Genomic DNA, 22321 nt, shown 5'->3' on the forward strand with positions numbered 1-22321 from the left:
GAGTAATTCGTAGTAGGATACGATAAAATCAGGTAAGAGGTACTCTAATAAAGGCAGAAAACTTTCCAAAACAGATAGGGTTGATTAAAACACAAACCTAAAAAAATCCAACGCTCTCCACAACTTTTGGTTTTGATCCCTTTTGGTTTTGATCCAAAAAAATCCAACGCTCTCCACAACTTTTGGTTTTGATCCTAATAAAGCAATTTGAAAAAAGGAATAATCCGAACTATTTCGGTCCGATTTTGGTGGAAAATCAAAAAAGGCTTGCAAGTTTTCACTTACAAGCCTTTAAGAGTACCCAGGGCCGGAGTCGAACCGGCACGGGTGTGACCCCATTGGTGTTTGAGACCAACGCGTCTACCGATTCCGCCACCTGGGCATCTGATTGGAAACGGGACTGCAAAAGTAGCGTCTACAGATTAATATGCAAATTTTTGGATGATTTTTTTTGATAAAAATATCGTTACTCATAACGTAATGCTTCTATAGGGTCTAAGCGTGAGGCTTTTATGGCTGGATAAATTCCTGAAATAATTCCTACAATGATGCAGACCAAAATGCCCATGAGCATCCAAAACCACGGAACAATAAAACTTGCATTGGCACTGATTAGCTTCGCAATCAGGTTTCCGATGCCGATTCCGAGGATTAAGCCGCCGATTCCGCCCAAAATACATACCACAATGGCTTCAATCAAAAATTGAATCCTGATGAGGCGCGGTGTGGCTCCCAGTGATTTCCGAATCCCTATTTCGCGCGTACGCTCCGTAACCGATACTAGCATGATGTTCATTAAAGCAATGGCGGCACCCAATAACGTGATGATGCCGATGCCAAACCCTCCCATGCGTAAATAGCCCGAAATATCAGCGAAATTCTTGGCGATGGCATCAGCGCTTTCAATTTCAAACGAATCAGCTTTACCAATACGGTCTTTTCGGATACGGCGCATAATACCGCGCGCTTCTTCAATGATGAGCTCTTGTGCTTCGCCGCTGTTGACGGAGGTAGTGATGTCGAAGGTGAGCTGCTGATTGGCGGCCAGTGCCCTTCCGTTTTCTAGTGGTATTAAAAGGATGCGGTCGTCGCCGCCGCCAGTGAGCGAGCCTTTTTTGTCAAGAACACCCACCACGCGGTATTGATTGCCCCGTACAACCACCTCCTGATTGATGGGGTCAATTTTGCCTTCAAATAATTTTTGCGCAATTTCTGAGCCGAGAATAACCACGTTGAGCCCATTGTCTAAGTCGGTTTGCGAGAGGTTACGACCTCCGATTAACTTATAGCCTTTGATGGTCAAATAATTTTCATCAATGCCTACAATGCGGGTATTGGGATTGGTTTTTTGGGAGCGGAACTTTACCTGCGCTGCTCCCCCCACGTTGGAAGAAATGGAAACGGTGGCGTTGTAGGTATCCCTAATTTCTTTTTTGTACTGAAGCGCTTGCCGGTAGTTGATAGCGGGAAAATCTTTTTCGCTACGCCCAGCAGAACGTCGGCGGAAGGGCCGAGGCCCCATGATGTCAAAGGTATTGGCCCCCAAATCTGCGAAACTGTTGTTAACTGAGCTTTGCATGCCATCAATAGCGGTCAAAATGCCCACCAAAGAGGTGATTCCAATGGCGATGATAAGGGCAGTCAGGACGGTTCGAAGCATGTTGGATTGAATCGAACGGAGGCCTTCGCGGATGTTTTCGAGGAGGTTCATTTTTTATAAGTCAAAAGTAGCAACGAGCACTAAAAAGCCAGCGGCAAAAAATATTTTCATGCAGGCTTCCGAATTAAGGCTGCTCTCCACTTTTCTGCACGTTTTTTGTAGTATATTCGTTTATACAAAAGTCAACATCAAAAAGTAAATCCACAAACCGATGAAACGGTGCATCCTACCACTTATCATTTTTTTTGGCTTAGTTCAGGGAGCATGGGCTTCTAAAGTCTTTATTCCGATGGATGAAGCCCAAAAAAATCACTTGAAAGCTTACGGATTGGCTTATTGGGTACTCCGTTCGTACGATACAGAAATCGATTGGCTGCTCAATTACCGGGGCGGGAGTTTTATGCTGGATTGGAATCAGCGCGTAGTCAATGAGCTGGTCATCAGGGGCATAAGTTACGATGTTATCTCTGATGCACAAAGTGCGGCCATTTTGAACGAAGTGGCGCAGCCCGATGCTAATATGGACAACGTAAAACTCCATAAAGCACCCAAAGTGGCGGTCTATTCGCCCAAAACAAAACAACCTTGGGACGATGCCGTAACGCTCGTGATGACCTACGCCGAAATTCCCTACGAAATCGTGTACGATGACGATGTAATGCAGGGCAAACTGGCCGAATATGACTGGCTTCACCTCCATCACGAAGATTTTACGGGCCAATACGGAAAGTTTTTTCATTTCAGGGATTATCCTTGGTATCGTGCCCAAAAACGCGAAGCCGAAGATATTGCGGCCAAATGGGGCTTCTCAAAAGTGTCTAAACTCAAATTGGCGGTGGCCAAAAAAGTGCAAGAGTATGTAGCAGGAGGAGGGTATATGTTTGCCATGTGCAATGCCACTGATACTTACGATGTGGCCTTGGCCGCCCAAAATACTGACATCGCCGACGTACTTTACGACGGAGATGGGACTGACCCAGGAGCGCAGAAAAAACTGGATTTTACGCAAACATTTGCCTTCCAGAACTTTCAAGTGGTGACTAATCCGTACGAAATTGAATTTTCGACCGTCGACAGCCAACCCAATGACCGGGGCTTGACCGAGGCCAATGATTATTTTACGTTGTTTCAATTTTCGGCAAAGTGGGACCCCGTACCTACCATGCTAACCCAAAACCACCAGCAAATTATTAAAGGGTTTATGGGACAAACAACGGCCTTTAAAAAGCAATTTATCAAGCCCGAAGTCATTATTTTGGCGGAAAATCGCGCGGCAAGTGAGGCCAGATACATTCACAGTACGTTTGGCAAAGGTTTTTTCACCTTTTACGGTGGTCATGACCCCGAAGATTATCGTCACGAAATCAATGAGGAGCCGACTGACTTAAACCTTCACCCCAATTCGGCGGGCTATCGGTTGATTCTGAATAATATTCTGTTCCCAGCGGCCAAGAAGAAAAAGCTGAAAACTTAGTTTGCAACAATTAGTTTACAGTAGGCAGTTTACAGTTATCAAAATTAAATTTTGCTGTAAGTTGCCTACTGTTTTTTTTACTGCTTACTGCCAACTGTTTACTTTTTTCCAAAAGCCATGCGCATTTTGATTTCGGTAAGTTTGCGCTTGGTGTCCAACGGAAAATCGCTTTTCATCATCCAATCATAATAAGCGGGTTCTTGCGTGAGCACGTCCACCACACGTTTACCGCTGTGTTTTCCGAAATTGATAATCTCTTCTCCTTTGGCATTATAGGCCATTCGGTTGGCAAAATCAACGATTTTAGACGCCGTCAGATTGTGGAGGGCTTCCATATCGTTCTGAATAGGCTCATATAATTCACCGTTTTCATTCTTAATCTTAACGCCTTCGTAGCGGGCGACTTGCGCGCACAGTACCTCAAATGTGGCCATGGTATCGGCATAAGCGCTGTGGGCGTTTTGCAAATCTTTGTTACAATAAAATTTATAGGCAGCCGCCAGATTGCGCGGCTCCATCATGTGAAAAATCCGTTGGGCATCCACGAGTTTCCGGTTCTTGATGTCGAAGTCTACGTCGGCCCGCAGAAATTCCTCCACCAGCATCGGCACATCAAAACGGTTGGAGTTGAATCCAGCCAAGTCGCAGCCCGTCAGAAATTGCGCCAGCGTTTTGGCAAAGTTCTTGAATGTAGGGCAATCCTTTACATCTTCATCATAAATGCCATGAATCAGACTTGATTCAATCGGAATCGGAATGCCTGGATTCACGCGAAAGGTCTTGCTTTCTATCTCACCGTTGAGCAAGGCTTTGACCACGCTGATTTCTACAATGCGGTCTTTTTGGATATTGATACCGGTGGTTTCTAAGTCGAAAACCGCCAGAGGCTTTTTGAGTTTGAGGTTGTGTGCCATTCAAGAATTGGAATTGAACCGCAAAATTAGCATTTATTCCACTGGAATGTCCTCTTTTTCTGAGTAAGACGGAATATTGAACGATATTCCGTCAAAGATTTCAATGTCTTTGTATTCATAAATGACCTTGACTACAATCATCCTTTATCCATCAACCACTGAGAAACGGAGGTGCACAGAGTAAGTAAATTGCCTCCGTGTCTCTCCCTTTCTCTGTAGTTAAAAAAATGTTGCCTCAAAACTTGGTTTTTATTTTTCTTTCTCCCACTTTTGTAGTGTACTATTTGTCTAGTACACTAATAAAAACAATATAGCCATGATACAATTCAATCATGTTCATTTTGGATACGGGTCTCAAAAGTTGTTTACTGAACTCTCATTGAACCTCGAAGCGGGGCATATTTATGGGCTTTTGGGCGAGAACGGCGCTGGCAAAACCACGCTTTTAAAAATGATTGCGGGTCTGGTTTTTCCTAAAGGCGGGACGGTAGTTACGCTTGGCCACGAGCCGCGCAAACGGCAGCCTTCGCTGATGCAGCAGTTGTATTTTGTGGCCGAAGATGCGTTTGTGCCCGACACTACAGCCCGCCGGTTGGCGGATACCTACGGGGTATTCTATCCCTTGTTTAACGATGCACAGTTTTTTAATTATCTCCAACAATTTGGGGTGAATCCCGACCAAAAACTGGAAAAGGTATCTTTTGGGCAACGAAAAAAAGCCCTCATCAGCTTTGCCTTGGCTACCAATGTGCCGCTGCTGTTGATGGACGAGCCGACCAACGGCTTAGACATCCCGTCAAAAAGCACCTTTCGGAAGTTGGTGGCAGGGGCGGCTTCAGATGAGCGCTGTATCATCATTTCTACGCATCAAGTACGCGATTTAGAAAGTTTGATTGATACGGTATTGGTGTTGCACAATGGCAAAATTAAGTACCGAGAAGACCTCAATGTACTCGCCGAAGAGAGTACTTCTCAGCCTGATTTAGAAGCATTGTTTCAGGATATAATTCAAAAATAACAGCCATGAACAACACATTTGACATTCGTCGTTTTGGGTGGTATGCCCGCAAGGAATTCCGTGAAAATTGGAAAGCGTATGCGTTGGGTTTAGTAGCAGTGTTGGCTGTACTTGGGTATTTTATTTATCAGGAATGGGGGTATTTGCACAGCCCCTTTTTCGACAAAGGCGATTATAAAGTAAATATATTTCGTTCTTTGGCAATCATGATTGGGTTAATGACTTGGTTTGCGGGGAGTTATACTTTAAAAGCCTTTGCTGAACAAAAGCGGGCGCTTGCGACTTTGACATTACCCGTTTCTTCCTTTGAGCAATTACTATATGCGTGGACAATGACTGTCCCCTTTTCGATAGGAGTCTGTTATGTTCTTTGGAAAACTGTTTGGTCAATGGCATTGCCTTATTTTCTGAAGGATACCCCAGGCTTGGTGTTTGAAAAGGATTCTGTGTTTTTGGTCACAAATCCCTACTTTTCGGTTTTCTATTTGGGTGGTTCAGCTGCCTTTATGTGGGGTGCAGTTAGCCTTGGGCGGTTAAATTTTTTGAAAACATTGGGCATTTTAATTGGTATCATCCTTTTGATATTTGAGTGGGGGCAAGGCAGGTTTTTTAAAGCCATTTTTCCAAATGCTTACGGGTTTCGCACCTTTGGCCCAGTCCCTTGGGTAAGACCTATCTTAACGATAGAGTCGACGAAAGGTGTTTTTACCAACGATATTCATTCTTCATTTGAGGGTATACATCAATTTTGGTGGATAGGGTGCGTCCCCTTGTTGCTCTACGTGATTGTCTTCCTAAAAATCAAAGAAAAAGAAGTTTAACAGCCATGAACAACACATTTAACATTCATCGTTTTGGGTGGTATGCCCGTGTAGAATTCCGTGAAAATTGGAAAGCGTATGCGCTTTTTCCGCTTGTTATTTTAGTTATACAATTGGGGGCTATTTATCAGTTATGTGGGCCTTTACGTGATTACGCCTACTATAAACAACTCACAGGATATATGTTGCGTCCATATCCGTCGCTCTTATTTTCGGCGGGTATAACACTTTGGTTAGTAGGTAGTTTTAGCTTTCGATACCTTGCTACTCCTCAGAAATCTTTGTTTGCACTTACCTTGCCTGTTTCCGCATTTGAGCGTTTTTGCTTTGCATGGATTGTTACCGTCCCTGTCAGCTTATTGTTGGTGTATTTATTTTGGCATTTCAGTTGGGGAATAGCGACTCCGATTATCAAAGTGATATATCCAAAAGCATTTGTGGAATACAATAAATATTACGGCGTAGGTATTTATAGCTCGGTTTTTATTTTTGTTTATACCGCCGCTTTTATGCTTGGGGCAGTGGTTTTCGGACGATTTAGTTTACTTAAAACCTTGAGTTTCGTACTTGGAATAAGCGTGGTATTGTATTTTATAAAACTCAATTTATTACAGATACTTATTCCCGATACAACGAAAATGTTTTTTTCACCAGCTCCGTATTGGGGTACATTTTTAAATATTGAGACTGCTTCTGGGTTAAATCTTTGGCCCCGGTCCACGATGCAACTTCCGTATTTTGTTTGGTGGGTATACTGTTTGCCGATGGTATTGTGGGTAATTACGTTTTTGAAACTCAAAGAAAAAGAAATTTAAGTATCATGAATTTTCATAATCAAACTGCCATCTATTTGCAAATCGCCGAGTACATAGGTGAGCAAATACTGGTGCAAAACTGGAAGCCTGATGATAAAGTGCCTTCAATCAGGGAGTTGGCGGTGCAGTTGGAGGTAAACCCCAATACTGTTCAGCGTACCTATGATTTTCTACAAACCCGTGAAGTGATTTATACGAAGCGTGGCCTTGGTTACTTCGTTACGCCAGCCGCCGAACAGAACTATTTGGATTGGCGACGAGAGACTTTTATTCAAAACGAATTGCCGATTTTTTTCAAGCAAATGCGCTTGCTCAGAATGGATTTTGACGAACTCGAAAAACGATACGAAGCTCTTTTGGCCCAATAATATAAAACGCTGAAAACATGAAACTTTCCAACGGAATTCTCATCACTGCCCTCGTCGTTACGATTCTTTTACAGGTATTGCTTGCCTTTGGGTATGGTGAAGCGTATAAACTTGAATTACTGAATCAATATCGTATTCAGCCCTTTGGAGCTAATTTTGCCAACAATTTTTTTACAACAATTGTGACAGACAGAGTTGAATTTACGCTCCAAAATCACCCAACGCAGCAGGGATACAAAGTACGGTACAGCGACGAGGATGATATGAAGCTCATTGAATTCAGAGCGCAGAATGACACACTCTATATTACCAATCTGAAACGGACGATGAATGTTTCGTTTGACTTGTATTTTGTAAAAACTCCCAATATTATTTGCCGAAACAGTTCTGTAGTCATGAAGTCTGTTACTGCTGATACGTTAGATATAATGATTCGATCGCTAAGCTTTCTTTTTATGGAAGGATGCAACATACAGCAGCTTAAAGCAGAAGCACGTAACAAATCTAACCTTATGATCAAATCTAGATCAACAATCAAGAATCTGGACCTAACGTTGAAAGATGAGGCAACACTCTATGAAGAAGAATCCCAGATTAATAATGTCAACTACGGTGAAATTGGCGATAAAACACATGTCAGCTTTAACGCAAGACCCTATAAATTGCGGAAATAAAAATTTACTTCACCTATTTTATCATGAAATTATCTAATATTCTGTTTGCAATTTTTTGCGCTGGTACATTGGCTGTGCAGGTACTAGTCAACTTGGGTTTCAAAAAAGGCTACGAAGAACACCTTTTGTTTGTAAAAAATCAGGTGTTTCCCATCAACGATTTTCCTCTTGAAAACATCAAAGTTGTCATTGCCAAAGGGGTTCGTTTTACCCTGTATGTTACTCCAAATCAGCAAGGGTTCAAACAGGATGTTCGGCCTGAGGGGATTACTTTTAAGGCCCAAGGGGATACACTTTTTATTTCTTCAAAAGATGGGAAACACCATAAGCGAAACTACTTTGAAACCTACTTTCACAGGGTTCCAACCCTTATTCTTGTGAATGCCAATGCAAATATTATTGCCAATACTGAGGAAGAGCTAAACACCCGTATTGAAAAAAACAGTCAGCTTTTGATAGAACAAAGCAGTTTTAGAAAAATCAATGCCGAAGTGAATGATAAATCTATGTTGAGTTTCAACGCTGATGCTACGGTAAATTTACTTGAAGTAAAACTGAACGACAGCGCTGTTTTACGGGATAATAATGCCAAAATTACCAAGATTGTCCCAACCTATATTTCTGATAAAGCATCCTTGTCTCTTTCTGGAAAAGCGCTAAGAGCTTTGGATTCTCTGCCGTCCAACGCCTTTTGATTTACGCAAAGGCGCAGGGGCGCAAAGAACTAATCTGTACGGTCTTTTCCCCTTAACGCCTTTGCGTGATTACTATATAATTTGCTGAAAAAATAGTACATTTCCTGCAAAATAAACCCTTGACGGAAATGACCTTCGATTACATCATCATCGGTGCGGGCTCGGCGGGATGCGTGCTGGCCAATCGCCTTTCCGAAGACCCCGACAATCACGTATTGTTGCTGGAAGCGGGCGGCCCCGATAAAAAAATGGAAATCCATATTCCAGCCGCTTACTCCAAACTCAACCGCACGAATGTGGATTGGGGCTTTGAGACGGAACCCCAGCCGCAGGTATTGAACCGTAAGATGTACCTTCCAAGGGGCAAAACGCTGGGAGGGAGCAGTTCAACCAATGCCATGGCCTACGTGCGCGGCAACCGCGCTGATTATGACGAATGGGCGGCGCTGGGCAACCAAGGTTGGGACTATGACTCGTTGTTGCCTTATTTTAAAAAGTCAGAACACAACGAACAAATTGATAATCAATATCATGGCAAAGGTGGTTTACTCAACGTGACCTACGCGCAGGTGTTTCGTACGCCCGTTGCTGATGCGTTTGTGAAAGCCTGTGGTGAAAAAGGTATTCCCGAAAATCACGATTGCAACGGGGCCGAACAAACAGGGGCGGGGTTGCTTCAGTTTACCATCAAAAATCAAAAACGATGCAGTACGGCAGTAGCGTTTCTGCGGCCCATTTTGCACCGCCCTAACCTGAAAATCATTACGCAAGCGCACACCCAACGGATTTTGATTGAAAATGACCGCGCAGTAGGGGTCGAATTTCTGACTGCCAAAAACACAACCGAAAAAGCCTATGCCGACAAAGAGGTTATTCTCTCGGCAGGGGCTTTTCAGTCGCCGCAACTGTTGATGCTTTCTGGAATAGGCGAAAGCGAGGCCTTGAAGCGCCACAGGATTGAGGTGAAAAAGAACCTGCCGGGTGTGGGCAAAAACCTTCAGGATCATTTGTTTACGGGCGTAAGTGCGCTTTCGACCGTACCTACCGCCAACGATGCCCTCAAGCCCCTAAACCAAATCAAAGGTTTAATCAACTATTTGTTGTTTAAAAAAGGGCCGTTGACCATCAGCCCACTTGAAGCGGCTGCATTTATGAAAATCAATGAGGGCACCGACCCTGTCGACTTACAACTTCATTTTGCCCCCGTCCATTTTGGCAATGATGGAAAAGCGGATTTTTATAACCCTGATACGTTTCCGCACGTAAGCGGTTATACGGTATTGCCAACGCTCCTAAAACCCAAAAGTATAGGATACGTAGGGCTGCGTTCGGCCAATCCCCTTGATGCACCGCTCATTGATCCACGTTTTTTGACCGCAGAAGAGGACTTGCATACGCTGTTGAAAGGAACCAAAAAAGCGCTTGAAATCATGGAGGCCACGGCCTTTGCGGGGTGTCGGAAGGAAATAATTCTGCCGCTTCATCGTAGTTCAGATGATGAGTTGATATTGCACATCAAAACCGTTTTGGAAACCGTATACCATCCCGTCGGTACCTGTAAAATGGGCACGGACGAAATGGCCGTGGTAGACCCTCAGTTGCGGGTCAAAGGAATTGAAGGGCTTCGCGTGGCTGATGCGTCTATTATGCCGCGCATCATTGCGGGAAATACCAACGCGACTTGCATCATGATTGGGGAAAAAGCTGCCGATATGATTCTGGGAACAAATGCCGTAAAAGGACGAACAATTATCGGAGAATTAAGGGATTAATTATTGAGACTTTCGCCAACTCGTTGTTTTCAACAGTCCTAAAAAAACAAAACCGCAAAGTTCTTTTGCGGTTTTTCTGTTTAATATTTTAGATTTTTCGGTTGAGAATGAAGGCTATGCCACGACAGCTTCGCGGGCCAATTCAACCAAATCTTTATCGTTTACTTCTTTTTTGATGTCTGCCACGTCAAGGAATCGCTTGTACAGCTCGTCCAATACGGGTTTTTCAAAGACAAAGCCCAACAATTCCAAACGGTGCTTGAGGGCATGACGACCGCTGCGAGCGGTCAATACAATCATCGATTTGTCGACACCGACGTCGGTGGGGCTCATGATTTCGTAGTTGAGCGTATGTTTAAGGAAGCCATCTTGGTGAATACCCGACGAGTGTGCAAAAGCATTACGGCCCACAATCGCTTTGTTTGCCTGCACGGGCATCCGCATCATTTTTGATACCATTTGGCTGGTAGGGTACAGCAATTGGGTGTTGATGCCCGTTTCGTAGCCCAATTCCTTGTGCACTCTAAGCGCCATAACTACTTCTTCGAGTGACGTGTTGCCGGCGCGTTCTCCGATACCGTTCATGGTTACTTCTACCTGACGAGCACCGTTCATTACACCAGCGAGGGTGTTGGCGGTGGCTAGACCAAGGTCATTGTGGCAGTGAATGGAGATGGTAGCTTGGTGGGCGTTGGAGGCGTGCTCAAAAATATATTTGATGCGCTCACCGTATTGATGAGGCAGGCAATACCCCGTTGTATCAGGAATATTGACCACCGTAGCGCCCGCTTTAATGACCGATTCTACCAGATGAGCCAAAAACGCCAAATCGGCGCGGCCGGCATCTTCGCAGTAGAATTCTACGTCTTCTACGTAGCTCTTGGCGTGCTTTACGGCGGCAATTGCCTGCTCTACGATTTTTTCGCGGGTACTGTTAAATTTATGTTGAATGTGAATATCCGAAGAGCCGAGTCCGGTGTGGATACGTTTGTACTTTGCGTAGGCGAGTGCTTCCCCAGCGGCGTCAATATCACCTTTTACGGCGCGGGATAAGGCACAAATAACGGGTCCGCGAACGGCCTTTGAAATTTCTACGACTGAGCGAAAATCACCGGGGCTCGAAATCGGAAAACCCGCTTCGATTACGTCAACACCCAGCTTTTCGAGTTCCTTGGCGACAACAATCTTTTCATCGGTGGTCAATTGGCAACCCGGCACTTGCTCGCCGTCGCGCAATGTAGTGTCGAAAATTTGAACTCTCTGGCTCATTGTTAGTAAAGAGGGATTGATTATTGAGTTGTACTTTTTGGGTTAAACTTCGCCAAAATTAATGTAATTTCATAAAAAACCCTTTCTCGGAGGAGAAAGGGTTTGTATTTCACAAAATATCCCCTTCTCACACCGTTTTGGTGAGTGGAAGTCGATTGAGTGAAATAGTATATTTTATGGTCATTTTGTGTTGCGAATTTTCGCTGAACGCGTATTTCTTCTACAAAAGTAGCGGAATAATTTTTTCATCCAAAAAGTTTTTGAAAAAAATCTCCACTTGATTTATGGAAAAAAATACCCAGAAGTACTGTTTTACTTTTCGATAGATTTATGATAAATAATTAGCTTTGCAGAGCACATGAAAAAAATCAGATGAAAAATCATTTTTTGGGAATCCTTTATTTTGTGTTATGTATGCAAACTTCTTTTGCCCAAACAGCTGATTTTAATTGGCAAGGCCACCGTGGTAGCCGGGGACTGATGCCCGAAAACACCATCCCTGCGTTTTTGAAAGCCCTTGATTTAAAGGTGAATACGCTTGAGTTAGACGTTGTTGTCTCCAAAGACCGCCAAGTAGTAGTCTCGCATGATCCGTACTTTCACCCCGATTTTTCTATTGACCCCTATGGAAAGCCCGTCCCGAAAGGGGAGAAAATAAATCTGTACGAGCTGAGTTATGATGAAATAAAACGGTACGATGTGGGAAGCAACGGCAACCCGAATTTTCCGCAACAAACGAAGCTGAAAGTGTACAAGCCACTCCTGCGCGAGATGATCGAGGCCGTCGAAACCTACCGAATCAAAAATAACCTGCCGCCGTTTTGGTATAATATTGAAATCAAAAGTGAAGAAAAAGAATACGATAAATCGCAGCCTCAACCAGCCGTTTTTTCGGATTTAGTGTACCACGAAATCAGTAAATTGTTGCCTGCTGACCGAGTGATTTTGCAAAGTTTTGATTTCAATGTATTGAAGCATTGGAAGAAACAAATTGACGCGGGCGTTTATCAAAAAGTGACTTTGGCCGCTTTGGTGAGCAATTTGAGGGGAATTGAAAAGAATTTGGAGGATTTGGGCTTTACGCCTGATGTATACAGTCCTTATTTTCAATTATTAAGCAAGGAAAAAGTACAGCAACTTCATGTGCTTGGCATGAAAGTAATTCCCTGGACCGTGAATACAGCCGAAGAAATGAAGCGGATAAAAGCCATGGGAGTGGATGGAATCATTACGGATTATCCTGACCGGATTCCACACTAACAAACGGGATATATTTTGGGATGAAGTGATTCATTCAGTTCTTTTCTTTATGTTTGACACAACAAATCAGATTGTTACGTGCCACTTCTGAACGATATACTCCTTTTTTTTATGAAACGCCGTGCCGAACGCATCGAGCATTTCAAAGCACATCCTATTGAAGTCCAACATCAGGTTTTTCATGAACTCATTGAAGCCGCGCGTTATACCGACTGGGGAATTAAATACCGTTATGATAGCATTCAAAACATCAAACAGTACCAGGAACGTGTCCCTATTTCGACGTATGAGGACTTTTATCCGTCCATCGAGCGGGTTTTGCGCGGCGAGCAGAACGTGCTTTGGCCGTCGGATGTAGAGTGGTTTTCCAAATCATCGGGAACGACCAATTCACGGAGTAAGTATTTGCCAATTACGCCAGAGTCGTTGGAAGACTGCCACTACCGAGGAGGCAAAGATGTGATGACACTGTATGCCCAAAATCGCCCCAATTCCCTCGTATTTGAAGGAAAGGGGCTTTCTATTGGGGGGAGCTTACACGCAAATCCGTTCCACGAAGAAGGAGGTATGGTGGGAGATGTGTCGGCGGTGATTATGCGCAATTTGCCCACTTGGGCCGAGTACCTGCGCACACCGCCTATTGAAGTGGCCTTGATGGATAAATGGGAGGAGAAACTGGTAAAAATGGCCGACCTCTGTGCGCAAGAAAACGTAACCAGTATATTGGGTGTTCCTACTTGGACGATTGTGTTGCTAGACCGGATTATGGAAGAGCGGGGCGCAAAAAACATGTTAGAGGTGTGGCCCAATTTTGAGGTTTTTATCCACGGAGCCGTGGCCTTTCAGCCGTATCGGGAGTTGTTTATGAAGAAATATTTTCCTAGCGACAAGGTGACGTATATGGAAACCTACAACGCGTCGGAAGGTTTTTTTGCGCTTCAGGATGACTTGGCCCACCCGGGCGAAATGCTGCTGATGCTTGATTACGGGATTTTTTATGAATTTGTACCCGTAGAAGAATGGGATAAACCGCATCCGCGTGCTTTGACCCTCGAAGAAGTAGAAGTAGATAAAAATTACGCTTTGATTATTTCTACCAACAGTGGACTGTGGCGGTATCAGATTGGCGACACCATTAAATTTACGTCCAAAAGCCCCTTCAGAATCAAAATAAGCGGTCGTACCAAGCATTTTATCAACGCCTTCGGGGAGGAGCTCATCATCGAAAATGCGGATTCGGCCATCACGTACGCTTGTGAGCAAACAGGGGCCGTCATCAACGATTATACCGCTGGACCTGTGTATATGAACGACGGAACGAAAGGGCGTCACGAGTGGATCATCGAATTCAGCCGGATGCCTTCCGACTGGGAGGGTTTTTGTGCATTGCTAGATTCCCGCCTTCGCGAATCAAATTCGGATTATGATGCTAAACGCTATATGGATTTGGCGTTATTGACACCTTTGGTTCACAGTGTACCGTCGGGGACGTTCTATCAATGGATGGGAAAACGTGGCAAATTGGGTGGTCAAAACAAAGTACCTCGCCTGAGCAATTCCCGCGAATACCTCGAAGGGATTCTGGAAATGATTTATGAAACCCCGTAGCGGCGGGACATCATTTCAAGCGAAAAATGTAAAACTGAGAAACTGCAAAATATAAAAATTAAAAAAATATGGGGTGAGGCGGTAGGGGGGGGGCTTGCCTCCGCCCGACATCGTCTCCGCCCTGCGTATGGTAGCACATCATTTCAACTGAAAAATGTAAAACCGAGAAACTGCAAAATATAAAAATTAAAAAAATATGGGGTGAGGCCGCAGCGGCGGGCCGCTTGCCTCTGCTGAAAATTGAAACAAAAATTCGCCCAGTATAGAAACAAAAAAAGGCATAGCTGAAACGAAAAATAACCGCTTATGTAAATGTTTCAACAAAACGCTTAGATTTGGACAAACTTTGCATCCGTTAACTAAAATGTAAACATTACCATGTCAAAAACCACAATAATTGTCGTCGTTGTTATTCTTCTTTTTGGTGCATACGGTTGTAGTACCTACAATGGCCTCGTGGGTAAGGATGAAACCGTCAACAGTGCCTGGGCCAAAGTTCAGACGCAATATCAACGTCGTGCTGATTTGATTCCTAACTTGGTCAATACCGTAAAAGGAGCCGCAGATTTTGAAAAAAGTACCCTTTCTGCCGTGATGGAAGCCCGCTCAAAGGCTACTTCTATTAACTTGACTGCCGATCAGCTTACGCCCGAAAATATTCAGAAATTTCAGGCCGCTCAAGACCAATTGAGTGGAACGCTGTCGCGCCTTTTGGCCGTTTCCGAAAATTATCCCAATCTGAAAGCAAATCAAAACTTTCTGGATTTGCAGGCGCAGTTGGAAGGCACCGAAAACCGCATCAGCATAGCCCGTAATGATTTTAATGATGTAGTGAAGGAATACAACCAATCGGTGCGTACTTTCCCCGCTGCGTTGTTTGCAGGCATGTTTGGATTCCAGCAAAAAGGCTATTTTGAGGCATCTCAGTCCTCGCAAACAGCCCCAACGGTAAAATTCTAACTGGTAGGTAGTAATGAGTATTAAGTATATTTTTTCTACTTAATACTCATTACTATTTACTCAATACTTAATCATGCAAAACCTCCCTTTTTCCAAAACTGACCAAGAGCGAATTGTCGCGGCTATCCGTAATGCTGAAATGGCAACTTCTGGAGAAGTACGTGTTCATATTGAACAATCTTGTCCCGAAACCGACGTGATGGAACGGGCGAAGCAGGTGTTTGCGCAATTGGGAATGCATAAAACGGCATTGAAAAACGGCGTTTTGTTCTATCTAGCTTTTGGCGACCGCAAATTTGCTGTACTAGGAGACAAAGAAATTGACAAACGGGTTCCTGCGGGATTTTGGGATGCTATCCGCGACCAAATGCGTGCCCATTTTGTAAAAGAGGCTTTTTCGGAAGGGCTCAGTGCTGGAATAGAACAAGCGGGGCAACAGCTTAAAAAGTACTTTCCTCGCCAGGATAACGACACCAATGAGCTTTCAGATGATATTTCTTTTGGATAAACTTCAAGGTATGTTTTGAATTAAGAAATGATTAAATCCCTAACCCTTAGCTCCATAACGTTAATTACCCCAATGCGTCAACTCCTTTTTATTCTATATTTTTCGTTTTTAGCCGTCGGTCTTTGGGCACAGGATATTCCTGAACCCATGTCGCCGAAGCGATTGGTCAATGATTATGTGGGTATGCTCAACGGGACCGAGCTTAATACCCTTGAACAAAAACTTCGGACTTACAATGACTCAACTTCTACCCAAATTACGGTGGTGGTGGTGAAAACGACGGGCGATTATCCCGCTGGCGATTATGCCTTTGAATTGGGCCGCCGCTGGGGGGTAGGACAAAAGGACAAAGACAATGGCATAGTGTTGCTATGGGCTACGCAAGACCGCAAGATTTTTATTGCTACGGGGCGGGGCATGGAAGGGGCTATCCCAGACGTGATTGCCAAACGAATCATTCGGGAAGTAATTACGCCTGAATTTAAGGCTGAAATGTACTATCGCGGCCTAGACCGTGGCACCGACGAAATTATTAAATATGCTACTGGTGAGTTCAAAGCCGACCCCTCTGACGGCGAAGATGGATTTCCGTTGGGGGTGATTATCTTCCTGATTATCGTTTTTGTTATTATCATCATTATCTTCTCCCGTTCTAACCGCGGCGGTGGTGGAATGGGTAACCGTGGCGGCGGCTGGATTCCGTACACAACTTACTCGGGCTGGGGAAGCTCCTCCGGGAATTGGGGTGGTGGTAGCAGTGGCGGCGGTAGCAGCTTTGGCGGATTTGGCGGCGGTGATTTCGGCGGCGGTGGTGCTGGCGGAGATTATTAATCCGTTGAATGGAAAAATAGGCGCGAAATTTGATACATATTTAGAAAAACAGTAAAATTGAACAGTGAGGTAAAAATTAATTTTACCGTCCAAAAGCTGTTTTTCTTAACTTCCTTTTTTCTTTTTCGGTGCCAAACTATATGAAAGTACGTCCTTCTGCTTTGATTATTGAGAACAACCACGTTTTATTATTGCGCTACAATTACAGTGGACACGATGTGTTTGCGTTACCGGGCGGAAATCCCGACCCGGGCGAAACGCTGACGCAAGCCGTTGAAAGAGAGCTGAGTGAAGAGCTTGGTATTGAAACCGAAATCGAAGAAATGCTCATGGCAGGAGAAGTGTTGCTATCGCCCGCTAAAGAAGATGTGCTTCATTGTATTTTTAGGGCCCAAATCGTAGGAGGAATTCCCATCCTTAATCCTGCCCAAACAACAGCCCTTGAAGTGGTATGGCAACCCGTTGCTGCTTTGGCGCAGCTTAATCTTTATCCTAACGTTGGTTCTTACATCGCTTCCATGACGGGCGGATACGTTGGAAAAATAGATCAGTCTTTTTTCGGATAAGCGTACGAGCCTCCAATCATCCCGACCAAACTGGCCGATGTTCCGTAGAGCAGGGCAGGAAAAGTAGTGTGCCATACAAACTCACACACAATCCAAACGCTCAATCCCAGAATCATTGAAGCCAAACTTCCGGCAGCGCTGGCTCGTTTCCAGTGCAATCCAAACGTTAGCGGTACAAAGAGCGAAACCAAGCTAAAAGCGGAGGATTCACTCACCAATTCGAAAATATCCTGTCTTGATTGGGCCATCCAAATGCAGGCAAGTGTCACCAAAACTACGCCGATTCGCATCGTGGTCAGGAGCTGTCGGTCGTTAAGTTTGGGGAAATAAGGTTTGACAATATTTTCACCCAATACCGCCGCTGGGGCTAGGATGGCCCCGCTGCTCGTACTCAACAAGGCTGAAATCAACGCCCCAAAAAATAAAATCTGTATCCAAAGTGGAGTGTGTTTTAGCACCATATTGGGAATAATCAATGCGGTATTTTCCTGCATCAATTCAGGATATAACGTTTTGGCCGCCAAGGCAATAAATAGCGGTAATAAGGCTACCGTCAGGTACATACATCCTGCCAGTATCGAAGATTTTACGGCCGTATCGGCATCTTTAGAGGCCATTACACGTTGAAAAATATCCTGCTGCGGAATGGAGCCAAGGCCGATGGTAATCCAAGCCGCCAAATATTCAGCATAGCTTTGAAATGTTACTTCTTTGGGCGTAAACCGAAAAAAATCGGCTGGTTGTTGGCTCGTTACAGGCGAGATTCCACCCGTTTTGGTAAATAGAATAACGGCCAAAATAATAAGCCCTATAATGAGAATGATGTTGTGTAAAAAATCTGTGATTGATACCGACCACATTCCACCCATAAAGGTATAAACCATGACCAAGAGCGCACCCACCCAAATACCAGTGCTCAAAGGCAAACCAAAAATAACCTGACCTACGATGCCCATTGCCACAAACTGGGCGGCAATCCAACCAAAATACGAAGGAATAATCATGACGGCCGACACAAACTCGGAAGTGCGCCCAAAACGCACCAGAAAGAAATCGCAAAAGGTGATGATGTTCCAGCGATAAAATGTTCGGGCAAAGAAAACACCGACCAACACTAAACACAACGCTGCCCCAAACGGCTCTTCCATAACGGCTAGAAAACCTCCTTCCAAAAATTCTGAAGGGGCGCCCATCATGGTTTCGGAACCAAACCACGTCGCAAATGTGACCATCGTTGCCATCACCAAGGGGAGCTTACGGCCTGCCAGTACAAAATCTTCGGTGGTATGAATACGGCGAGAAGCCCATACGCCTACTGCTATATTGAGGGAGAGATAAAGACAAATAGCAAAAATGAGCATGTAAAGAATGGGTTTGGAAGTTGCCAAAAATAAAGGGTTTTACGAACTTTGGCAAAGTTCATTTGTAGATTACGCTTTTTGATAAACCCTTTCTCATAATTAGTTCTTCAATTAATCAAAAAATCAATATGCATCGCGAATTAGACGGTTGGCACAGTCCGGCACTTAATAAACACATGGAAATTGCCACGTATGGGCATTATGGGTTTGCCCTCTTGATGATTCCTACGGCGGCATCAGATTACCTTGAATACGAGCGCTGTCGGCTCATCGAGAGCATTGGTAAGTCTATCAATGAAGGAAAAGTGAAGGTGTTTTCGGTCAATAGCATCAATACCGAAAGCTGGATGAACCCGCACATGAATGGCCGTGATAAAGGCATTCGTCACCAGCAGTTCAATGAATACATTTACAACGAAGTAATTCCGTACATCAAAAGTAAAGTTGGGCCAGATACTCCGATTATTGCGGCGGGGGCATCTTTTGGCGCCCTTCACTCGGCCAATCTTTATTTTCGTCGGCCCGACCTCCTCAATGGGGTGATTGCGATGAGTGGTTGCTATGACCTGACTGCCTATACCAAAGGGCATTACGACGACAATGTGTATTTTAATTCACCAGTGCATTATTTACGCAATCTCAAAGACGAGGCGTATCTGTCAAAATACCGCTCTGACGGGCACATTCATATCGTAACGGGCTCGGGGAGTTATGAGGATCCAGATTCGTCGCGTTATTTGTCCGACATTCTTCATTCAAAAGGCGTCAGTCATGAATTGGATGTGTGGGGACAGGATATTCCGCACGATTGGCCTTCGTGGCAAAAAATGCTGCCATACTATTTAGAAACAAGATTTTGAGCTAACTTTAAGGAGTGAAAACTCTCACCCGCCGCGTTCCTTAAAATAAATGCAACATCCCGATTTCATCGTGCGTAATTTATTCTACTCTGATAAACTCTATAGCATCTAATGAAAAGGGCATTGATATTGATTAGTCTTTTGGTTTTTATCAAAGCCCGGGTGCTGGGGCAGCAAGTGGACTGCGGCAACATCGGTTTTGAGTCAGGGACTACCTTGGGGTGGGAATTGACCAACGGCGTTGTACGGATTTCAAACGCAAAACTCGCCTACCAAAACGAAACGACGGGTTCGATAAACGCAAGACACTATATTACAAGCATCAGCGACGGATTTGACCCTAAGATTACCAACGAAAAAATTCCGATGGTGGCTCCGGGAAGTACACATTCTATCCGTATCGGTACCAACTATTCTATGGGTGGCGGCTCGTTTGACCGCATCAAAACGTCTTTTCTCGTCACCCCCGAAAATACGCTTTTTCAATATCAGTTTGCACTTGTGCTGCAAAATGATAATCGACACGTTGACGCCCAAAAATCAGGATTTGACATTAATATCACTGATAGTAACGGAGAGCCTCTGTCTTGTAATTCTTTTGGGGTTCAGTTGCAAAACGCAGGTACAAGCGAAGGATTCAAAACCCAAGGCGACATTGAATATAAAAACTGGACCACGGGAGCCATTGATTTGCGCAATTATATAGGGCGAATCATTAAGATTGAAGTAACCGCCCACGGCTGCACGGGTAGGGAGCATTTTGGGTATGCGTATTTTGATGCCCAATGTGTAAAATCAGAGGTAAAAGTAAACACGCTTTGCCCTGATGCACAGGGATACATGACGTTGAATGCGCCCGATGGATTTGGGAGCTATCTCTGGAGTAATGGCGAAAAGACGGCGAATGCGCGTGTAAAAGCCAATCTGGGAGAAGTGTATACGGTCAAAATTTCCCCGTTGGATAAACTGGACGAAAGCTGTCAATTGCAACTGGATTATAAGATAAAATACTACCAAGCCGATACCTCCATCTCCCGAACGATTTGTGAAGGCGAAGAAGTCAAAGTAGACGGTGAAAGCTTTAAAACGACGGGCATTCACGTAAAAAGAATTTTACGGACCAACGTATGCGATAGCACCGTGCGGCTGAATCTGACGGTGATTCCTGCGGCTAATCATACCCAAACCGTGACCATTTGCCTTGGGCAAAGCCTTAGAGTTGGGGATTCGGTATACACAAAACCGGGTACGTATCTGACGGCGGTGGCGCGGACTTCAGGCTGCGACAGCATGGTAACTACCCGTTTGATTGTTGAAGAAATGCAGGTTCAAATCATAGGAAATTCGTCTATTACCCAAGGCGACAGCACACGGCTCGAGGTACAGGTAGAGCCGGCAGGCGCATTCAGTGTGCAGTGGAGTCCGTCGTTGGGGCTTGCGTGTGCTAGTTGCCCTTCCACTTGGGTACATCCTTTGAAATCAACTCAATATACGGTGGCGGTCAAGAACGCAAGCCAGGCGTGTCAGCAATCCGAAAAAGTTAATGTATTTGTCTTGCCCTGTAATATTTACATTCCCGATATTTTTTCTCCTAACAATGACCAACAAAACGATGTCTTTTACGTGTACGGTAACTCCTGCGTTAAACAAATAAAAGAAATGGCGATTTATAACCGTTGGGGTGAAATCGTTTTTCGGAATGAAAATTTTACCTTCGCCGACCCCAAGCAGGGGTGGGATGGACGTTATTTAGGTGAAATTGCGGAAGGGGGAGTTTACGTTTATAAAATCGCCGTTGCCTTCACAAACGGTGAAACCAGCCACTATACAGGCTCAGTTTTGTTGGTGCGATGACCTCTTCTCACGTTCCTTCTCTGACGGGTTTACGCGCTTTTGCGGCTTTGTTGGTTTATATTCATCACTATAATCCGTTTCCTGAATCCTCCTTTTTATATCAGTTGGCGCGAGAAGGCTACGTGGGCGTGACGGTATTTTTTGTACTCAGTGGTTTTCTAATTACGTTGAATTACGTCGACAAGCTAAACTCTACTGCCGAACGAAAACGCTTTTATCTGCTGCGTTTTGCACGAATTATGCCCCTATATTGGCTGTTATTGACGGGGCTTTATGGGCTTCAGTGGTTTACAAAAGGAAATGAAACGGCTTCTTTTTTTGCGCAATTTTCTAATTTTTTACTTCTCAAAGGGCTGATTCCATCGTTGGTTTTTAGCGGTATTCCCCAAAGTTGGTCGTTGACGGTTGAACTATGTTTTTACCTCCTTGCGCCGTGGTGGATTTCTCTGGTGGCTAGGTGTCGGTGGTTAGGAGTGGCTTTGTTGTATTCTTCCTTTATTTTGGGGCTGTTTGTGTTGTACAAAAATCACTTATCGTTTGGGAGTTTCTATACGATTTTTGGTCGTTTCTTTGAATTTGGCGTTGGGATTTATGCGGCGCTGTGGCTACAAAAAAATCAGAGCCCACCGGCCTTTCGGTTCAAAACCATCATAGCGGTTGGGGGAGCAATTGGGGCGGTAATCGGCTACGTTTTAGCGGTTTATTATGGACAATTCTCGGTTTTTTATACCGAGTGGCTTCTGTATAATCTCTTGCTACCAGTTGTTATTGGCTTTGGGTTAGTGGGTCTTTCTACCGAAAAAACCTTCATTAACCGCGTATTATCCTATTCATTGACTCAGACTTTGGGTAAATCCTCTTACGTATTTTATCTGATTCATATTGGGCCTGTCGCAGTAGTGCTACAACGTTATGTTTCCAACAACGGCTTGTTGTTGTTGATTTTGCTGTGGATTGTGGCGTATGGACTGTACCGATGGGTAGAACGGCCTCTGTACTTCTTGATTATTGACGCAAAGGCGTAGAGACGCTA

21 protein-coding genes and 1 tRNA gene are annotated in these 22321 nt (G+C 44.4%); 17 read left to right on the forward strand and 5 right to left on the reverse strand.

The features are described from left to right. Positions 1–298: 298 nt before the first annotated feature. Positions 299–382, reverse strand: a tRNA-Leu gene (locus tag NCI00_RS15315). Between the two features lie 84 nt (positions 383–466). Continuing rightward, the gene (locus NCI00_RS15320) at positions 467–1711 is read right to left on the reverse strand and encodes an ABC transporter permease (protein ID WP_253528943.1); all 1245 of its coding nucleotides are present in this window, start codon (positions 1709–1711) and stop codon (positions 467–469) included. Positions 1712–1871: 160 nt separating this feature from the next. On the opposite strand from NCI00_RS15320, the gene NCI00_RS15325 reads away from it, so the two are divergent. After that, the gene (locus tag NCI00_RS15325) at positions 1872–3134 is read left to right on the forward strand and encodes an asparagine synthetase B (RefSeq protein ID WP_114461277.1); all 1263 of its coding nucleotides are present in this window, start codon (positions 1872–1874) and stop codon (positions 3132–3134) included. 98 nt (positions 3135–3232) lie between these two features. On the opposite strand, the gene NCI00_RS15330 is transcribed toward NCI00_RS15325, so the two are convergent. Beyond that, positions 3233–4048 carry a 3'-5' exonuclease gene (locus NCI00_RS15330; protein ID WP_253528944.1) on the reverse strand — a complete coding sequence of 272 codons (816 nt, stop codon included), beginning with the start codon at positions 4046–4048 and terminating at the stop codon, positions 3233–3235. A gap of 316 nt (positions 4049–4364) precedes the next feature. On the opposite strand from NCI00_RS15330, the gene NCI00_RS15335 reads away from it, so the two are divergent. From NCI00_RS15335 to NCI00_RS15365, 7 genes are all read left to right on the forward strand, one after another. Further along, positions 4365–5066, forward strand: coding sequence for an ABC transporter ATP-binding protein (locus tag NCI00_RS15335; protein ID WP_253528946.1), 702 nt, complete (start codon positions 4365–4367; stop codon positions 5064–5066). A gap of 5 nt (positions 5067–5071) precedes the next feature. Further along, positions 5072–5887 (forward strand): hypothetical protein, encoded by an 816-nt coding sequence (locus NCI00_RS15340; RefSeq protein WP_253528948.1) that lies wholly within the window; start codon positions 5072–5074, stop codon positions 5885–5887. Between the two features lie 5 nt (positions 5888–5892). Next, a complete protein-coding gene (locus NCI00_RS15345; protein ID WP_253528951.1) occupies positions 5893–6702 on the forward strand; it encodes a hypothetical protein in 810 nt (269 codons plus the stop codon). Positions 6703–6707: 5 nt separating this feature from the next. Next, positions 6708–7070 carry a GntR family transcriptional regulator gene (locus tag NCI00_RS15350; RefSeq protein WP_114461282.1) on the forward strand — a complete coding sequence of 121 codons (363 nt, stop codon included), beginning with the start codon at positions 6708–6710 and terminating at the stop codon, positions 7068–7070. Between the two features lie 17 nt (positions 7071–7087). Beyond that, entirely contained in the window at positions 7088–7744 is a 657-nt protein-coding gene (locus tag NCI00_RS15355) for a hypothetical protein (protein WP_253528953.1), read from the forward strand. 23 nt (positions 7745–7767) lie between these two features. Continuing rightward, on the forward strand, positions 7768–8439 hold the full coding sequence (locus tag NCI00_RS15360) for a hypothetical protein (protein ID WP_253528956.1): 672 nt from the start codon (positions 7768–7770) through the stop codon (positions 8437–8439). A 128-nt stretch (positions 8440–8567) separates the two neighbouring features. Next, positions 8568–10211, forward strand: coding sequence for a GMC family oxidoreductase (locus tag NCI00_RS15365; protein ID WP_253528959.1), 1644 nt, complete (start codon positions 8568–8570; stop codon positions 10209–10211). Between the two features lie 114 nt (positions 10212–10325). On the opposite strand, the gene NCI00_RS15370 is transcribed toward NCI00_RS15365, so the two are convergent. Then, on the reverse strand, positions 10326–11480 hold the full coding sequence (locus NCI00_RS15370; RefSeq protein ID WP_253528960.1) for a 2-isopropylmalate synthase: 1155 nt from the start codon (positions 11478–11480) through the stop codon (positions 10326–10328). Positions 11481–11894: 414 nt separating this feature from the next. On the opposite strand from NCI00_RS15370, the gene NCI00_RS15375 reads away from it, so the two are divergent. The 6 genes from NCI00_RS15375 to NCI00_RS15400 all read left to right on the forward strand — a co-directional run bounded on the left by NCI00_RS15375 (position 11895) and on the right by NCI00_RS15400 (position 17213). Beyond that, positions 11895–12740: a glycerophosphodiester phosphodiesterase family protein gene (locus tag NCI00_RS15375; RefSeq protein WP_253529403.1), complete on the forward strand. Its 846-nt coding sequence runs from the start codon at positions 11895–11897 to the stop codon at positions 12738–12740. A gap of 78 nt (positions 12741–12818) precedes the next feature. Further along, positions 12819–14348 (forward strand): GH3 auxin-responsive promoter family protein, encoded by a 1530-nt coding sequence (locus tag NCI00_RS15380; RefSeq protein WP_510186810.1) that lies wholly within the window; start codon positions 12819–12821, stop codon positions 14346–14348. A gap of 378 nt (positions 14349–14726) precedes the next feature. Next, on the forward strand, positions 14727–15308 hold the full coding sequence (locus tag NCI00_RS15385; protein WP_114069078.1) for a LemA family protein: 582 nt from the start codon (positions 14727–14729) through the stop codon (positions 15306–15308). A gap of 73 nt (positions 15309–15381) precedes the next feature. Then, a complete protein-coding gene (locus tag NCI00_RS15390) occupies positions 15382–15816 on the forward strand; it encodes a TPM domain-containing protein (RefSeq protein WP_166560171.1) in 435 nt (144 codons plus the stop codon). Between the two features lie 72 nt (positions 15817–15888). Further along, a complete protein-coding gene (locus tag NCI00_RS15395) occupies positions 15889–16647 on the forward strand; it encodes a TPM domain-containing protein (RefSeq protein WP_253528962.1) in 759 nt (252 codons plus the stop codon). 140 nt (positions 16648–16787) lie between these two features. Further along, positions 16788–17213, forward strand: coding sequence for an NUDIX hydrolase (locus NCI00_RS15400; RefSeq protein WP_253528963.1), 426 nt, complete (start codon positions 16788–16790; stop codon positions 17211–17213). Here the strand turns inward: NCI00_RS15400 and NCI00_RS15405 are convergent. Then, positions 17195–18574 (reverse strand): high affinity choline transporter 1, encoded by a 1380-nt coding sequence (locus tag NCI00_RS15405; protein WP_253528964.1) that lies wholly within the window; start codon positions 18572–18574, stop codon positions 17195–17197. The genes NCI00_RS15400 and NCI00_RS15405 overlap by 19 nt on opposite strands. 128 nt (positions 18575–18702) lie before the next feature. Between NCI00_RS15405 and NCI00_RS15410 the strand changes: the two genes are divergently transcribed. From NCI00_RS15410 to NCI00_RS15420, 3 genes are all read left to right on the forward strand, one after another. Then, on the forward strand, positions 18703–19434 hold the full coding sequence (locus tag NCI00_RS15410; protein ID WP_253528965.1) for an esterase family protein: 732 nt from the start codon (positions 18703–18705) through the stop codon (positions 19432–19434). 111 nt (positions 19435–19545) lie between these two features. Further along, on the forward strand, positions 19546–21288 hold the full coding sequence (locus tag NCI00_RS15415) for a T9SS type B sorting domain-containing protein (RefSeq protein ID WP_253528966.1): 1743 nt from the start codon (positions 19546–19548) through the stop codon (positions 21286–21288). Next, positions 21285–22313 carry an acyltransferase family protein gene (locus tag NCI00_RS15420; protein ID WP_253528968.1) on the forward strand — a complete coding sequence of 343 codons (1029 nt, stop codon included), beginning with the start codon at positions 21285–21287 and terminating at the stop codon, positions 22311–22313. Before NCI00_RS15415 ends, NCI00_RS15420 begins: the two co-directional genes overlap by 4 nt. Positions 22314–22321: the final 8 nt, after the last annotated feature.

Origin of the sequence: Runella salmonicolor, from assembly GCF_024158025.1 — a bacterium.
GTDB classification, from domain to species: Bacteria; Bacteroidota; Bacteroidia; order Cytophagales; family Spirosomataceae; genus Runella; species Runella salmonicolor.

What these genes read in the sequence shown, in the direction of transcription:
- NCI00_RS15405 (WP_253528964.1), bottom strand. Translation starts at nt 18,574, where the DNA reads ATGCTCATTTTTGCTATTTGTCTTTATCTCTCCCTCAATATAGCAGTA.
- NCI00_RS15320 (WP_253528943.1), bottom strand. Translation starts at nt 1,711, where the DNA reads ATGAACCTCCTCGAAAACATCCGCGAAGGCCTCCGTTCGATTCAATCC.
- NCI00_RS15415 (WP_253528966.1), top strand. Translation starts at nt 19,546, where the DNA reads ATGAAAAGGGCATTGATATTGATTAGTCTTTTGGTTTTTATCAAAGCC.
- NCI00_RS15390 (WP_166560171.1), top strand. Translation starts at nt 15,382, where the DNA reads ATGCAAAACCTCCCTTTTTCCAAAACTGACCAAGAGCGAATTGTCGCG.
- NCI00_RS15350 (WP_114461282.1), top strand. Translation starts at nt 6,708, where the DNA reads ATGAATTTTCATAATCAAACTGCCATCTATTTGCAAATCGCCGAGTAC.
- NCI00_RS15420 (WP_253528968.1), top strand. Translation starts at nt 21,285, where the DNA reads ATGACCTCTTCTCACGTTCCTTCTCTGACGGGTTTACGCGCTTTTGCG.
- NCI00_RS15345 (WP_253528951.1), top strand. Translation starts at nt 5,893, where the DNA reads ATGAACAACACATTTAACATTCATCGTTTTGGGTGGTATGCCCGTGTA.
- NCI00_RS15375 (WP_253529403.1), top strand. Translation starts at nt 11,895, where the DNA reads ATGCAAACTTCTTTTGCCCAAACAGCTGATTTTAATTGGCAAGGCCAC.
- NCI00_RS15360 (WP_253528956.1), top strand. Translation starts at nt 7,768, where the DNA reads ATGAAATTATCTAATATTCTGTTTGCAATTTTTTGCGCTGGTACATTG.
- NCI00_RS15325 (WP_114461277.1), top strand. Translation starts at nt 1,872, where the DNA reads ATGAAACGGTGCATCCTACCACTTATCATTTTTTTTGGCTTAGTTCAG.
- NCI00_RS15370 (WP_253528960.1), bottom strand. Translation starts at nt 11,480, where the DNA reads ATGAGCCAGAGAGTTCAAATTTTCGACACTACATTGCGCGACGGCGAG.
- NCI00_RS15385 (WP_114069078.1), top strand. Translation starts at nt 14,727, where the DNA reads ATGTCAAAAACCACAATAATTGTCGTCGTTGTTATTCTTCTTTTTGGT.
- NCI00_RS15340 (WP_253528948.1), top strand. Translation starts at nt 5,072, where the DNA reads ATGAACAACACATTTGACATTCGTCGTTTTGGGTGGTATGCCCGCAAG.
- NCI00_RS15330 (WP_253528944.1), bottom strand. Translation starts at nt 4,048, where the DNA reads ATGGCACACAACCTCAAACTCAAAAAGCCTCTGGCGGTTTTCGACTTA.
- NCI00_RS15410 (WP_253528965.1), top strand. Translation starts at nt 18,703, where the DNA reads ATGCATCGCGAATTAGACGGTTGGCACAGTCCGGCACTTAATAAACAC.
- NCI00_RS15395 (WP_253528962.1), top strand. Translation starts at nt 15,889, where the DNA reads ATGCGTCAACTCCTTTTTATTCTATATTTTTCGTTTTTAGCCGTCGGT.
- NCI00_RS15355 (WP_253528953.1), top strand. Translation starts at nt 7,088, where the DNA reads ATGAAACTTTCCAACGGAATTCTCATCACTGCCCTCGTCGTTACGATT.
- NCI00_RS15335 (WP_253528946.1), top strand. Translation starts at nt 4,365, where the DNA reads ATGATACAATTCAATCATGTTCATTTTGGATACGGGTCTCAAAAGTTG.
- NCI00_RS15365 (WP_253528959.1), top strand. Translation starts at nt 8,568, where the DNA reads ATGACCTTCGATTACATCATCATCGGTGCGGGCTCGGCGGGATGCGTG.
- NCI00_RS15400 (WP_253528963.1), top strand. Translation starts at nt 16,788, where the DNA reads ATGAAAGTACGTCCTTCTGCTTTGATTATTGAGAACAACCACGTTTTA.